This is a genomic window from Ensifer sp. M14 (assembly GCF_003355565.1).
GTDB lineage: Bacteria > Pseudomonadota > Alphaproteobacteria > Rhizobiales > Rhizobiaceae > Ensifer.
Genome location: NZ_QJNR01000013.1, coordinates 11,090 through 25,301, shown reverse-complemented (window position 1 = coordinate 25,301; position 14,212 = coordinate 11,090). Strand labels below are relative to the sequence as shown.

General features: G+C 60.2%; 11 protein-coding genes and 3 pseudogenes. 5 read left to right on the top strand and 9 right to left on the bottom strand.

The window, feature by feature from the left end:
- Complete coding sequence (gene arsK, locus BLJAPNOD_RS28140; RefSeq protein WP_077504534.1) at positions 1-1,209, top strand: arsenite efflux MFS transporter ArsK; 1,209 nt, start codon at positions 1-3, stop codon at positions 1,207-1,209.
- 401 nt (positions 1,210-1,610) lie between these two features.
- Here arsK and BLJAPNOD_RS28135 read toward each other — a convergent pair whose 3' ends face one another.
- A complete protein-coding gene (locus BLJAPNOD_RS28135) occupies positions 1,611-2,012 on the bottom strand; it encodes a metalloregulator ArsR/SmtB family transcription factor (RefSeq protein ID WP_244611127.1) in 402 nt (133 codons plus the stop codon).
- Between the two features lie 29 nt (positions 2,013-2,041).
- Complete coding sequence (locus tag BLJAPNOD_RS28130) at positions 2,042-2,296, bottom strand: hypothetical protein (protein WP_199566049.1); 255 nt, start codon at positions 2,294-2,296, stop codon at positions 2,042-2,044.
- A 195-nt stretch (positions 2,297-2,491) separates the two neighbouring features.
- Here BLJAPNOD_RS28130 and BLJAPNOD_RS28125 point away from each other — a divergent pair, with 195 nt between their 5' ends.
- Entirely contained in the window at positions 2,492-3,904 is a 1,413-nt protein-coding gene (locus BLJAPNOD_RS28125) for an adenylate/guanylate cyclase domain-containing protein (RefSeq protein ID WP_115422255.1), read from the top strand.
- A gap of 10 nt (positions 3,905-3,914) precedes the next feature.
- Here the strand turns inward: BLJAPNOD_RS28125 and BLJAPNOD_RS28120 are convergent.
- From BLJAPNOD_RS28120 to BLJAPNOD_RS28090, 6 genes and pseudogenes are all read right to left on the bottom strand, one after another.
- Positions 3,915-4,562 (bottom strand): annotated as a pseudogene (locus BLJAPNOD_RS28120) (IS66 family transposase); the annotation flags it as partial.
- Positions 4,563-4,674: 112 nt separating this feature from the next.
- A complete protein-coding gene (locus BLJAPNOD_RS28115) occupies positions 4,675-6,687 on the bottom strand; it encodes a 5'-nucleotidase C-terminal domain-containing protein (protein WP_115422254.1) in 2,013 nt (670 codons plus the stop codon).
- 650 nt (positions 6,688-7,337) lie between these two features.
- Complete coding sequence (locus tag BLJAPNOD_RS28105) at positions 7,338-7,895, bottom strand: hemagglutinin repeat-containing protein (protein WP_115422252.1); 558 nt, start codon at positions 7,893-7,895, stop codon at positions 7,338-7,340.
- Positions 7,896-8,077: 182 nt separating this feature from the next.
- On the bottom strand, positions 8,078-8,785 hold the full coding sequence (locus BLJAPNOD_RS28100) for an ABC transporter ATP-binding protein (RefSeq protein ID WP_115422251.1): 708 nt from the start codon (positions 8,783-8,785) through the stop codon (positions 8,078-8,080).
- Positions 8,782-10,023 carry an ABC transporter permease gene (locus tag BLJAPNOD_RS28095; protein ID WP_115422250.1) on the bottom strand — a complete coding sequence of 414 codons (1,242 nt, stop codon included), beginning with the start codon at positions 10,021-10,023 and terminating at the stop codon, positions 8,782-8,784. The genes BLJAPNOD_RS28100 and BLJAPNOD_RS28095 overlap by 4 nt, the downstream gene beginning before the upstream one ends.
- A gap of 7 nt (positions 10,024-10,030) precedes the next feature.
- Positions 10,031-11,041, bottom strand: a complete 1,011-nt coding sequence (locus tag BLJAPNOD_RS28090) for an efflux RND transporter periplasmic adaptor subunit (protein WP_115422318.1) — start codon at positions 11,039-11,041, stop codon at positions 10,031-10,033.
- Positions 11,042-11,183: 142 nt separating this feature from the next.
- Between BLJAPNOD_RS28090 and BLJAPNOD_RS28085 the strand changes: the two genes are divergently transcribed.
- From BLJAPNOD_RS28085 to BLJAPNOD_RS36495, 3 genes and pseudogenes are all read left to right on the top strand, one after another.
- Positions 11,184-11,870, top strand: coding sequence for a TetR/AcrR family transcriptional regulator (locus tag BLJAPNOD_RS28085; RefSeq protein ID WP_115422249.1), 687 nt, complete (start codon positions 11,184-11,186; stop codon positions 11,868-11,870).
- A 75-nt stretch (positions 11,871-11,945) separates the two neighbouring features.
- A pseudogene (locus BLJAPNOD_RS28080) lies at positions 11,946-12,536 on the top strand (IS6 family transposase); the annotation flags it as partial.
- Between the two features lie 184 nt (positions 12,537-12,720).
- A complete protein-coding gene (locus BLJAPNOD_RS36495; protein WP_343215833.1) occupies positions 12,721-13,089 on the top strand; it encodes a cytochrome c in 369 nt (122 codons plus the stop codon).
- Positions 13,090-13,312: 223 nt separating this feature from the next.
- Here the strand turns inward: BLJAPNOD_RS36495 and BLJAPNOD_RS28070 are convergent.
- Positions 13,313-14,212 (bottom strand): annotated as a pseudogene (locus BLJAPNOD_RS28070) (hypothetical protein); the annotation flags it as partial.

Here is a 14,212-nt window from a genome sequence, read left to right as displayed (position 1 = left end):
ATGGAAGGACGGACGCTTCCTAAATGGGCACTGGCGGGCCTCGGCGCATCACAAATCGTTGGATACGGCACGCTCTATTATGCCTTCAGCATCCTGGTGCCGGAGATCGCAAGAGACATCGGCAGATCGCAGCAATGGGTGTTCGGAGCTTTTTCGGTGGCTCTTCTCGTTGGCAGCCTTGCCGCCCCCCTGTCCGGGTACCTCGCCGACCGGATCGGTGCAGGCCGATTGATGGCGGCAGGATCGCTGCTGGCATCCGCATCCCTCGTCTTGATGGCCCTATCCACCGGGCCCATCACCTTCGCTGTTTTACTGGCACTGACCGAGGTAGTCTCGGTCGCTGTTCTCTATGCCACCGCTTTCACGGCAATCGTCCAGACCGGGGGAGCCAAAGCTCAAAAGTCGATTGTTCACCTGACACTGATCGCGGGGTTCGCGTCCTCGCTGTTCTGGCCGCTGACATCCTGGCTGCACGGTTTTCTGTCCTGGAGGGAGGTCTACCTGCTGTTTGCAGCGTTGAACTTCCTCGTCTGCCTGCCGGTGCACTCGGCGCTTGCACGTCTGACAACGACCGCCATATCCGCTTCCAAGGCAATGATCGCGCCCGTTAGCGAACACCGCACTATTCCGAACGGAACGTTAGTATTCTCCCTCATGCTGCTCGGCTTTGCAATCGAAGGCTATGCGCTGTCAGCGATCCTCATTCACATGGTGCCGCTGACACAGGCGCTCGGCTATGGTGCCGCAGGTCTCCTGGTCGCCTCGCTTTTCGGCCCGGCTCAGGTTGCAAGTCGTCTGATCAACCTGCTCTTTGGTCGTGAACTGTCGCAGACATGGCTGGCTGTCATTGCAACCGCGCTTTTGCCAATCGGGTTGACGATCCTCCTGATGACGACACCTTGGCTGCCGGGCGCGGTCCTGTTCGCTATCTGCTTTGGATTGGGTTCCGGTCTGACCAGCATCGTCGGCGGGACACTGCCGCTCGAACTGTTCGGACCAAAGGGATATGGCAGTCGTCTCGGCTGGGCCACCTCAGCCAAACAGATGATGTCGGCGATTGCGCCGCTCGCCATGTCGATGTCGATGGCAGGGATCGGTGTCGTGCCTTCCATCTGGATGACTGTGGCCATCGGCATAGCCGGGGTGGTGGCATTCTTCGCCATAGTGGCGGTCGTGCACCGACCTGTCGAACTGCGACGTCTGGCTTAAGCTCTGAAGTTCGGCACAGGCGCCGCCGCCCTCGGAGTTAGGTTGAGCGGCTCCAAGAAACGTTGTCGCCTCGCCTTCGCGTCCGGGTGCCGATCCCGCGCGGCATCTCACAGACCAACCTCCAGTGCTTATACGAGAGCGTTGTCGCCGAGCTGAAGTATCCTGGATGTGCATTGCTTACGTCTTGTCGGAGTGGCGCAAGTGACGCATCCCCCCTCCCCGACCGGCAATCCAGCCTCCAGATTGGCCAACATGGTTCCAACATGGTTTCAGAACGGGGGCAGCGCGCGAGATCGCAAACAGTTCGACAAGCTCGCGCGAGGTCAGCCCGGGTCTATTCCCATCGGATTTTACGATGGGGATCACGGACATGGCTCACCTCGTTTACAATTCTTACGAAACTATTCGGCCCGGTCCATGCGCGCGAAATGGGCGGCATCACCCTTTCTTGACAGGTTGTCTGCTGCCTTAAGTTCGTCATTTCTGGGCTTGGGAGCAGCGACCTCGGCATTGCCACTCTGCTCCGTGCCGCAAAACAGATCGAACAGCAGTCCCATGACCGCCTCGGCTCTACCATCTGCAATCGAATAATAGATCTGTCGTGATTCCCGCCGCGTCTTGACGAGGGCGGCCTGCCGCAATTCCGCCAGTTGTTGTGAAAGTGCAGGTTGCTTGACACCAAGCGCTTCCTGGATGTCGCTGACGGAGCATTCATGGCGTGCGATTTGGCATAGCGGCATGAGACGGTTTGCGTTGCTGAACAGACGCATGAAGCCCGCCGCCTCCGGCGCTTTGGCGATCATCGTCCCAAGCGAGACTTTCGATGTACCGCTCATGCGCGCTTCTCCCGAAAATACCAGGTTTCGCCCTCGCGCAGATGCTCATCTTCGCCATGCGCCGCAGGCGCCTGCTCGACAAGCGCATCGCCGGGCCGCCACCCCTCTGGCGCCGAAGCATCTTCACGCTCGACTGCCTGGAGTGCGGCGACAAGGCGCAGCAATTCGTCGACGGAACGTCCTGCATTCATCGGATACCAGACGATGGCGCGAATGATACCTGCCGGGTTGATCACATATGCCGAGCGCACGGTCGCGCTGCTTTCGGAGGCGCCGTGCGGTGGAAGCGGGAAGTGTAGCGACGCCAACCCCAACCAATCGGATCGCGGTCAAAAGCGTCGGGCAAAGGCCGCCACGGATTGCAGCCTCTCACGTAATCGGTTCTGCCAAGCTAGTATGTGAAGCGCAGACGGCCCAGCCGCCTCGCCCGTGCGGAGGGTATGTTGATGGCGAAATTTCAGCTCGATGCTTCTCAGTCCAATTCAAACCAGCTCAGTCTGACGAGCAAGTCCGTCGAAAACGCATTCTGGGAAGCGGAACAAGAAGCCGAATACACGATCGGATGGATTCGGATCACGGTCGGCGTTGTCTTGTTCGCGATCGGTCTTCTCGTCTCCTCTGAAACGGCCGGCTTTGCCCAAGAGTACAACTTGACCCAGCTTCGCGTGACGGCGCTGACGACGGTAGCCGCCTTTCTGGCTCTCGGCATCACGTCATTCCTGCTCGTGATCAGCCGTTGGTTTCGGCCCTGGATGGCGTTTGCGCTCGCTACCGGCGACGCAGCGGTTGTCGGGGCCAGTCTCTATTTTGCACTGAACGATCTCGGTCTGGCGGGCAATTGGGTGGCGACCATACCGACCATTTGGGCCGTACCTCTGCTTCTTGCCGTCGGCGCGCTTCGCTATCGGCCCCTCGTCCAATTATGGGCCACGTTGGCAACAATGATGGCGATAGTCGGCGTCGCGGTAGCGCTTGGCTTTGGCCGGACGGCCATTGGGAACGCGGCAATTGCCGGTAAGGGTGTAAGTCTCCTCCTTTCACTTCCTCCATACATCATGCGCGCTATCATGTTGATGCTGACGGGCCTCATCACGGCATTGGCGATGGCACGTTCTCGGCGCCTTCTGATCCGCATAGCGAGTGAGGCAGCCAAGCGCGCAAACCTTGCCCGCTTCCTGCCGGCCGAAATCGCACCATTGGTGGGAGAGAATGATATTGCTACGTGGCGGCAGGGTCGCCGGCAACAGGGCACTATCCTGTTTGCCGATATACGCGGGTTCACCGCTTATGCAGAAAAGCTAGATCCGGAGAGACTGTCCGTCTTCATTTCCTCCTTTCGGCGACGCGTCATGCGTGCAGCCGAGGCGTCGGGCGGTGTGATCGACAAATTTATAGGCGACGGCGCTCTGATTGTCTTCGGTATCCCAGAACCACGGGAGGATGATTGTGCTCGCGCCATAGCCTGCGCTCGCCGGATTCTCGCGCTCGTAGACCAATGGAACACCAAACGCGGTTTCGATCCGCCGATCCGCGTCGGAATCGGCATCCACAGCGGCGAGATGTATTATGGGCTTGTCGGCGACGAACATCGCCTCGAATTCACAGTGCTTGGCGATACAGTCAACGTGGCAGCCAAGATAGAACAGGCCACGAAGCGCTTTGATACACCGCTGCTTGCGTCGGAGACGGTTGTGACAAAGGCTGGCCAGCAGGACGCATGGGCCGCAGTCGGTCGCGAACCCCTTGGAGGGCGCGGCGAGCACGTCGCACTCTTTGCATTCACCGGGACTGGTGACATCGGTCTGGAGGTCGCGGCCGCTCCTTACCCGGGCGGAGCCAAGACCCGTGGTAAGCGGTGACGTTAGGCCGTTACGTCTCGAAGTTCCAAGGTATCAGAGCATCGAGATCGCTTGATGGCCAACCTGCGGCGATACACTCAAGCGTCTGCGTCAGCCATGCCAGCGGATCGACTTCGTTCATCTTGGCAGACTGGATGAGCGTAGAGAGCGTGGCCCAAGTCCTTCCGCCGCGGGCATTTCCGGCAAATAGGCTACTTTTCCAAACAATTGCCTGAGGCCTGATTGCACGCTCAACAAAGTTGGAGTCTATCTCGATGCGCCCGTCATGGAGGAACTGTTCGAAGGCTTCCTTTCGATTAAGGGCATAGCGAATGGCTTCGGCGAGCTTTGATTTTCCAAAGATGCGGGGCAGCGTGTCCTGCCAGAGTTTGTAGAGATCGGCAACGACTGCAGCGGAGGCCTCCTGGCGGGCGGCTACGCGAACATCGGGGCGTTGTCCGCGCACCTTTTCCTCAATCGACCAAAGTGCGCCCATCTTTTCGATTGTCGCCGTTGCCACCTTTGAGCTGTCGTTTGCGTGCAACTCGTAAAACCGACGGCGACCATGCGCCGAGCACCCCGCCAAAAGAGCGCCGCCGTTTCCGCGCTCAGGTCGAGCAACACGGTTATAGGCAGTGTATCCGTCGATCTGCAGGATGCCGCGATAGCCTTCGAGATGCCAGCAACACCGTCATAACGTCTAGGCGTGCAACACGTCGCGCGCAATGCCGCGCCTCCTTCGGAGACGCGGCATTGCGGTTCATGGCGCATCGAGCCATCCAGCGGCTGCGTTAGCGGACGACACGCACACGTTGGTCCAACGCCACGCCGGTTTGCACGCCTACGGTCCTGACTTCGCGGATCATCGCCACAACTTCATTCCGATAGACCATTCCGGTGTGGTCAAAAGGAAGGCTCCTGAGATCCATGCTGGGGATCTGTCCGGGGACGTCGCCGCCTACCGGCTTGCCGTTCCAGGTCTCGCCAAATCCACCCAGCGCAACATAGGTGTTGAACGCCACCTTGAAATCCTGATCGAGTGCATGCTCGATCGACTTGCCAGCTATGGTGATGTCGACTGCCTCGGCCTCGCGAGCACTGCCATTGAGCTTGATGGCATAACGCAAGGCGGAAGAAAAGTGCAGGAACCCACGCGACACAAAAGCCGAAGCATCGATCTTGTCGACCTCTTCGGGTCGCAGGATGCGTCTTGCGTTGCTCGTGAGCATGTCCCGGATCTGCGCCCCGGTCATGGTCGCAACGTGCACGCCATCGGCATAAGGCATTACATCATACCACTGGCGAAAGTTGAGCGAACCCTGCGACAGACCGGACGCAAGGCCTGAGGCGTTGAATAGGGCAATATCGATGCGACCATTCGGGAAGTTCTCTGAACGTTTGACCAGGGCATCGTTCATGAAGTTTGCCAAGGCCGTTTCCCCGACATAGCGGTCGGCGAAGGTGCGCTTGGTCGAGACAAGCTGGTCGTCGGGCACTTGGCCGATAACTTCGTTCAGACGGGTATCAAGCGCCTTGATCAGCGGCGCCACGTGGGTCTGTTCGAAATCGACATCATAGTCCTCCTCTTGTTCGAGAGCTTCGAAGCCGGGTTCGCCAGCCTTGACGCGCTCGTCTCGGCTCTTGGTGGGACGCAGCCCAACTGAACTGAACCATCCCTTGCGACCATTTTCGGCGCGGATCGACATCACGATCTCACCCAAGAAGGCACCGTGTGCCTGGGCTTGGGTGATCAGAACGCCCTCGACCATATTGTGAGGGTCTATGCCCTCGGCATTGAGCTTGGTGTGTGTGTGAGCGCCGATGATCACGATCGGCTTGTCCGTCAGCGGAGCAATGGTTTCGGCGATTGCAAAATCGCCTTCGCCAGTGGTCCGTGTTGTGCCAGCCTTACCGCTCTTGTGCTGCTCGCTGCCATAACCGCAATGCGACAACACCACGACCATGTCGGTAATGGAGGCCAGCGCCGGCAGCACGTTGCGTACCGCATCGAGCGGGCTCGCAACCGCCAACCCCGGATCGGCGGGCTGCCCAACACGGGTATCGACGGACGTAGTGAGGCCGACAAAGCCTATCCTCAGTCCTTTTACCTCGCCAATGGCGGCGGCCACGTAGTCATCGTCGCGCTTCAAGAAAGCCGATCCATGCACATTGGCGGAGAGCAGCGGAAAGCGAGCATCTGTGGCGATGCCTTTCTTGAGCACTTCGGCGCCACGGTCGAATTCATGATTGCCCAGCACCGCAACATCGACGCCTCCGGCCGAATAGACCCGATATCCGGCATCAGCGATGAATTCCTTTGGCGACCAACCCATCAGTTCGTCGAAGATTGAGCCGGTGTGGTCGTCACCACCGGAGATGAACAAGACCACCTCGTCGGCGGCGGCGCCGGCGCGGAGCGCTTTCACTTGCTTGACCATCTGCGAAAAGACGTGTGTGTCGCCCTTCTTCGCATGCATTTCGGTGATGTGATTGTGCATGTCGTTGAAGTGCAGCAGCCGCACCAGTCGGCGCTCGCCCTGCTCAAGCCCGGAGGCAGGGACCGACGCCCCAGTTTCGGTGACGATCGACTGGATCGGTCCCGCAAGGGGGTCACCTTTAAGCAGATAGAGCTTCTCCAAGGCACCTTTCGGGTTCGGCGTGCCGGCGATCATGGCCAGTTCGCCCTTTGCGGGCGCCGCGTGAGCGCGAAATACCAGATATGGCGAGACGGCCGCAGTGGCTGCGAGTGCCGCCCCGCCTCTCAGCACCGTGCGCCTAGAGAAACGGCCTTCAATTTTCGTCATTAGTGTGCCCTCTTGTCAGTGACGCGCAGGTTGCGTGCACCTGTGCGCCGCTGCACTACCGAAACCGCATGACAGGGGGGTGACAGGCAATGCCAAGGGTGCGAGCGATCGCCTCCTCGCTGCGCGGCGCTCGCGACGTTTCGGGCCACACTCGGCCGACAACCGTTCGCCCCGACATTCCATAGCGAGTTGGGCCAGCCCAAGGCCAACCACTGAACATTAATCGGCAACGATCGGTTTTCGGAAAGCGCGCCGAGGAACGGGACGACCTCGTACCATGTTCACGAATTCAGGAGGTCTCCCACCTCTTCACACATCTCCATCCTGATCCGATTGCCTTACAGTGCCGCCGGATCTCGTGAATTCACCGTGCCGTCGGACTTCGACTTGCCCGTCGATGCCCCGACGTTGCCGGTCAGGCCGATTCCCGCGCCATTGAGCCCGATGCCGCCGCCGATACCAATGCCGGCGGAAAGGCGGATGTCGCCGACTTTTCCGTTGTCGTTGTCGTTCAGAATCGCTTGCGACAGTCGGCTCGTCCGCGCGCTCCACCGACGAACTGCTCTTCTTCAGGAAGCCCTTCGACGAGGTCTGCTCGCGCATCTCGTGGCTGTCTTTGCCCGACGAGATGACGATGTCGCCTACCGACTTCAAGTCGAGGTCAGCCTTCCAGTCCTTGGTGCCGGCTCCGAGGTTCGAGGCCGAGACCAGCGTATCGCCATCCGAACGGGTGGTAACGCCCGTGCCGCCGGAAACCGAATAGCCAACCGCCGTTTTCGTTTCACTGCGGCTGGATGATTTCGTACGGCCCCACTTCCAGGAAAGATCCAGGGTGGAATTGTCGCGGGCTCGGCAATCGTCAGGTCGTCGGCGGCCTTCAGATCGACGCGCTCCTTCGCCTGGAGCCTGCTCCCCACGATATTGAGGTCGTGATCCCCCTTGTCCGAGCCGGCAGTCACGGCGATCGACCCACCGGCGGCAATCGCCGAACCACTATGTTGCTCGGACGTTCCGCGGTTGCTGCCGAAGGTTGTGGCAACTTCTTCTCGCGCTGCAGTGATGTTGATCTCGTCAGCCGCCTTGAGCGTGACATCCGCCCCACTGCGGATCGCCGAGCCGGAGATGAGGATGTCGTTGCCGGAGCCGATGGTCTTCGAAACACCGTAAACGATCTGGCCCTCCTGCTGGCGCTTTTCCCTCGTCTTCATGAGCCGTCGCCGGCCTTGCGGGTAACATCGGTACTGACAAAATTGACCGAACCCAGCTGCGTGGTGATCGTCACCCGTCTGTCCGGATCCCAATGGAAAAGTAACGCAGTATCGACAAGCGCCAATTGGCCGAGGCTCTGTGAGGGCCAACGTCACCCCCGTCGGGCATCAGCCTTCACGTGTCATGAGCCGACCGAAATGGCGGTCGTGGCTGCCCCCATGGTCAAGCGACCATCGATGAGATGAAGGCGCCGGTCCATGCGCGAGGCCATGTCGAGGTCATGGGTAACCGCGACCACTGTCTTGCCCTGTTCGCGCACCAGCCTTTTCAGGATATTGAAGACCTGTTCGGAACTCTGGCTGTCGAGGCTGCCTGTCGGTTCGTCAGCGAGGATCAGTGGCGGATCGTTGGCGAGCGCGCGGGCCACCGCCACGCGCTGGCGCTGTCCGCCGGAAAGCTGGTCGGGACGCTTGTCGAGGTGATCTGCAAGACCCAGTGCAGCAAGCAGGTCGCCAGCTTTTTGGCGCATCTCGTTGCGGCCGAGATGCCTGAGCTTGCGCATGGGCAGCTCAACGTTTTCGCGGGCCGTGAACTCCGGCAGGAGGAAATGGAATTGGAAAACGAAGCCGATGTTGGCAAGCCGCATGGCGGCCAGTTCGTCCTCGTCCATCAGGGCCGTGTCCCGGCCGCGGATGCTGACCGAGCCGTCAGTTGGCCGATCGAGCAAGCCGAGCAAATACAGAAGCGAGGACTTGCCCGAGCCTGAGGGACCGGTAACCGCGACGAATTCCTTCTCGCCGATGCTCAGAGACACGTCCCTCACCAGGGTGACCGGCACCGTCTCTCTGAGGATGCGTGTCAGATCCCTCGTTTCGATCAGCGTGCTCATGTCGCTCCCCTGATGATATCGACCGGATTGGCGCGAGCTGCCCGCCTTGCGGGCAAATAACCGGCGACCGCTGCCGATCCGAGCGCGAAGGCAGCGGCGATCAGATAGTGCAGCATGCTCCAGGCTATCGGAAGACGGGTCATCTCCTGGCCGGTCGTCGATATCTCGAAGCGAACGAGCGAGAGCGCGTAAACCATGGCAAAGCCAAGCGCCCAACCGATGAGCGTGCCGGCTGTCGCAATTGCCACACCTTCGAGTACGAACAGGATGCGCATGTCGGCCTCGGTGAAGCCTAGCGACTTCATGATGGCTATGTCTCGGGCCTTCTCGTGCGTGATCGTTGAGATGATGTTGAAGATGCCAAAGCCCGCGACCAGCATGATCGCCGCAACGACCGTGTACATGATGACATTGCGCACAACGAGCGCCTCGAGGATCGACTCGTTCGCCTCCTGCCAGGCGACCGCCTTGTAGCCGAGTTCCGCCTCGATGCGGCGTGCGACGGTCGGCGCGGTGTTCGGGTCGTCGAGCTTGATGTTGATCTCGTTGATCGCGTTCGGGCGTGCCGAAAGGATCTGCGCATTCTTCTGCAGTACATAGGCTTCGCCTTCGTCGCGCGCCGTCGTGCCGGTGTGGAAAAGTCCGACAATCTTGAAGCGACGGCTAAGCCCCTGAGAGGAGACGGCGGTGATCGTATCGCCGAGTTTGGCGCCTAGCCGGGATGCCATGGTGTCGCCGATCACGACGTTGTTACCGCCGGCGGCAAGTGCGGCGAAGTTGCCCGCCTTGAAATCCCCAATGATCGGCGAGACCAGAGGTTCCGCCTGCGGATCGATGCCGATGACGGCCGCGCCGACCTCATGGCCGGAATAGCGGATGACGCCTTGTGCCCTGAGGGTTGCGGCAAAGCGGCCTGGGATCCAGCCGCCGATCCAAGAGAGCGCTGCGGTCGGGTTGATGATGCCGCGGCGGTCGTCGCGCGGCCTGAGGCCGGAAATGGCTGCCGCATCGAACAGGTCCTCCGCCGGTTGCCGCCGCGCCGTACGATGCTCATCGGTCACTTGCACATGCGGCATCGTGTCAACGAGCTGGCGGACGAAATCGTCCTGGCCGCCCTGCATCAGCGCTGCCATCGCGATGGAAAAGCCGACGCCAACGGCGACCCCCAGCATCGCGACGATCGTCTGCCGGCCTCTGCCGGAGATGTGCGTCAATGCGATGTCGAAGATGAGGTGCATGGCGAACTCATTTCCCTGGGGTAGGCAAGACCTTGACGCGCGTGCCATCGACAAGACCGGTTGGGAAAGGCGAGACGACGCGGGCGCCCTCGTCCAGTCCGGAGAGAACCTCGACGCCCTCGGCGCCGCGTATGCCCGTTTTCAATGTGCGGATCGTGAGATGACTGCCCTCGATCGCCGCTACCTTCGTTCCTTCCAGTGCCACGGTCGGGAGGATCAAAGCGCCCTGCGACACCCGCACGATGATGTTGAGGTCGGTCGACATGCCGATCCGAAGCGGCGTGTCGTCCGGCAGGCGGAAGCGCACGCGATAGGTCTTCGTCACTGGATCGCCCTTGGGCGTGATGCTGTCGACAGTCGCCTCCAGCTGTCGGTCGGGGAAAGCATCCGATCTTAGCAGCGCGCGCTGACCAACTTCGACGCGCGGAATATCCTCTTCGTTGACTTCCGCCGTAACGATCAGCGGTTTCGGCTCCCCGACCCAGAAGAGCACCGTGCCGAGATCCGCGACTTCACCGATCTCGCCATCTTGCCTCAGCACCTGACCGGCGCTCGGCGCTCTCAGCACATAGGTTGCAAGACGCGCCTGACGGCCTGCGACGAGCGCTTCGAGTTGGCCGAGTTCACTACGCGCCCGGTCGACCTCCTGCTCGCTGATGGTGCTCTTCTCGGCCAGCGCCACCTTGCGCCGATACTCTTCCTGCGCCAGCGTCAGCCGCGCCTGCAGTTCGCCGAGAGCTGCCCGCGCCTCGGTGTCGTCGAGGCGGGCGAGCACATCGCCTTCGGCGACGCGCTCACCCTCGCAGTTGCACTGTTCGACGATCCGCTCGGCAACAGTTGGCGTGACTTTTGCCCAGGTGCGCGGCTCCACGACCCCATCGGCATAGATGATCTCCGCCGCATCGCCGCGCTTCGGGACAATGACGGACACGGGAACCGGGCGAAACAGATACCAGGCACCGACCGCGCCGATGGCGACGACGATCACCGCTGCGATTGCATAACGAGCTAGCCGCATGAGACACTCCTTGAATGCTTCCAGTCCGCTCTGCATAACTAGACCGACGGTCGGTTTGTTTCAAGGATCCGTTTCGGCGTTGTCGTTGGAGATCGTGGACCGCGGTGTTAACCCGTGCTAAGCCGCTGGCTTGGGAGTGCTTATGGTAAGAACGAAAAAACCGCCGGAAGTCCGATCGAACGAGCTGATCGATTGCGCCGAGCGGCTGTTCTTTCAGCACGGTTACGAGAACACGACGGTCAACGACGTCATTCGAGCGGCAAATGTCTCCAAGGGCGCCTTCTACCACTACTTCGTTTCAAAGGAGGCTCTTCTGGAGGCTGTCGCCACCCGGCTGGCCCAGAGGAACCTGGAGGAGTTGCAACCGCTCATCGAGGATCCAACGCTTGATGCAATTGGGCAATTGAACGCATTGTTCGCCGGTTCCAGGCGGATGAAGCTCGATATGGCGTCTCAGTTAAAGAACACCTTCAACGCCCTTTTCAAACCGGAAAACGTCGTTCTCTATCATCGCATCGACGAAGCGCTTCAAACCGTGAGCCTTCCAATCATCGCGGATATGCTCAGCCGCGGCCATCAAAAAGGAACGCTCGATGCACCAGATCCCGAAGCCGCAGCCTTGATGTTGCTGCAACTGCGCGTAAGCGTCGCCAAGGTGATGCACAAGACGCTGCAGCGTTACGAGGCCGGCGATCTCGATGGTGCAGCCGCGATGCTCGACGGCTGGATGCGGACCTATGGAACTGCAATTGAGCGCATCCTGAAGCTCCCGGACGGAACGATAGAAGTGACCGAGCCGGGGTTTGCCCGCGCCTTCCTCGAAGCGTAATCAGCCTTAATCAATGTTCGACGGGGTGTTGTCACATAAACCTGCTGTCAGCGAGTGGGGCGTTGAGATGGTGGGATGAAGCATTCCGCCATCAGCTACAAGCGCCACCGTTTCCCGCAACAGATCATCGCCCATGCGGCCTGGTTGTACTTTCGGTTCCCGCTGAGCCTGCGCCTGGTCGAGGAATTGCTGCTGGAGCGCGGCATCGTCGTTTCGTATGAAACGATCCGCCGATGGGGTCGGAAATTCGGACCGGCCTCCGCGAAGCAAATCCGTCGCTCGCGGCCGTCGCACCGGGACGTCTGGCATCTGGACGAGGTGGTGGTTTCCATCGCTGGCCGCAAACACTGGCTTTGGCGTGCCGTTGACCAGGACGGTTATGTTCTGGACGAAATCGTTCAAAGCCGGCGCGATACGAAAGCCGCGCAGCGATTGCTGATCAGGCTAATGAAGAAAGCAGGCATGCCGCCCAAACGGATCATCACCGACAAGCTCCGTTCGTATGGCGCGGCCAAGCGTGACGTTATGCCGGCTGTCGAACACAGGTCCCACAAGGGTCTCAACAATCGAGCGGAAAATTCTCATCTGCCGCTGCGAAAACGGGAACGCGCTATGCAGGGTTTCCGATCAGCCGGCAGCTTGCAGCGGTTCATCTCGACCTTCTCGCCTGAGCGAGCGCCAAGTATTCCGGCTGCGGGAGCGCATCAGGACAGTTGGTGCGGCGTCGATCCGGCAGAAGGTCTGCGGAGCAGCGTATCGACCCTATCGGTGAACATGAGGCCCACTCCCGTGCACGCCGCGCTCCTCAGCGTTGCCCTTGGACGCCGAGCGAATCCTCGACTTTGCGCGAATGTTAGTCTCAGAGTATCCTCGTGCCGCAATAGAAAAATCGCGCCGAGTGACCATGTCGTCACTAAAGTCAGTTCTTCTGGTCTTACTATCGGTTCCTTCATCGGCGTGGGGGGCATCCGAGCTCGAACGAGGCCGGTTTTTGGCGGAGGCTAACTGCAGCGGCTGTCACGCTATTGGACCGATTGACGCGAGCCGACATCCGGACGCACTCCCATTCCGCAGGTTTTCTGAGCGCTATCCAAAGGGGACGCTCGGGGAGACGCTGGCAAAAGGGGTCCCCCTCGAACATCCCGACATGCCCAATTTCCTGGCGACATCGAGCGAGATTGACGAAATCGTTGCTTACATCGTCAGTGTTCAACCCTGACACTGCTCGAAAAGCAGCACTTCGTCATCACCTCGAAAGGCAATCCGCCGCGCTATCGAGATGCGGCCGGCGTGGTGACGATTTTGTGATGCCCATCCTTTTGCACAGGCAGGCTCACGACCACTAATACCAATCGTCACTGAGTCTGACTCTCATGATTCCCAAAAGCCGACGAATCTTCTGTGGTTGCCGCCCGTGATGCAAGAAGTCTTTGAACCGAAGGTCATGTGATCGAGTGCGGTCTTCTGTGAGGCCTGTAGATACGGCGTTTACAGAAGCCGCTGGCCGGTATGGTGTAAGCGGTTAGCCGACCACGCTCGACTCGAAGTTCCACGGCATCAGAGCGTCGATATCCTGCGCGGGCCATCCGTTGGCCAACAGCGAAGCTATCCTGAAGGTCGGCGGTCTCCTGGTCGAGGGAGTGGGTTCGTGCTCCGAGGTAGAGTTCCGTCTGCAGGTAGTCGAGGTTCTGGACGATCTGCGCCCCGAAGGAATCGCTCTCGCTGCCCTTGCCCGCAATGTCCTTGCCGAAATAGGCGTCGACCGAAAACGCGGTCTTGCCGACATCGAAAATATCGGCCTGATAACCGACCTTCACGTAGCCATAATGTCCATCAACTGTCTCCTTGTCGGAATAGGCCGCTGCAAGGGTGAGGCTGAGGCCGGTATCCAGATGCAGGACGGAAACGGACGCGTCGTAAATCGAGTTGCCGTCCCCTGGCCTGGAAAAGGCAATCGCCGCACCAACCTTGAAAGCATCGTAGGTCTCGTCGTATCGAGCCGCCAGGTCCCACACGGTGACGTCGGTCGTTTCCGGCACGACCTGCGTGCCGACCGATGTCGCAAAGCTGAACCCACCGAACGAAGGCGTGTCGTACCGGACGCGGAGCTTGCGGCTGAGGCCGTCATAGTTGGTGAAGGCGTCCTTGACATGGACCGTTGAGAGCGTCCCGTCACTGTTGCGGAAAAACGGTCCACCGGCCATATCGGAAACCAGCGAATAGCCGACCACGCCCGTGCCGGACAGATCGACCTCAGCGGTCGTGTCCGACGCCATGCTGCCTTGGCCGAACCAGAACTTTCCGTATTCCTTCGAGTCGAGGTAAATTTCCGCCTTGCGCAG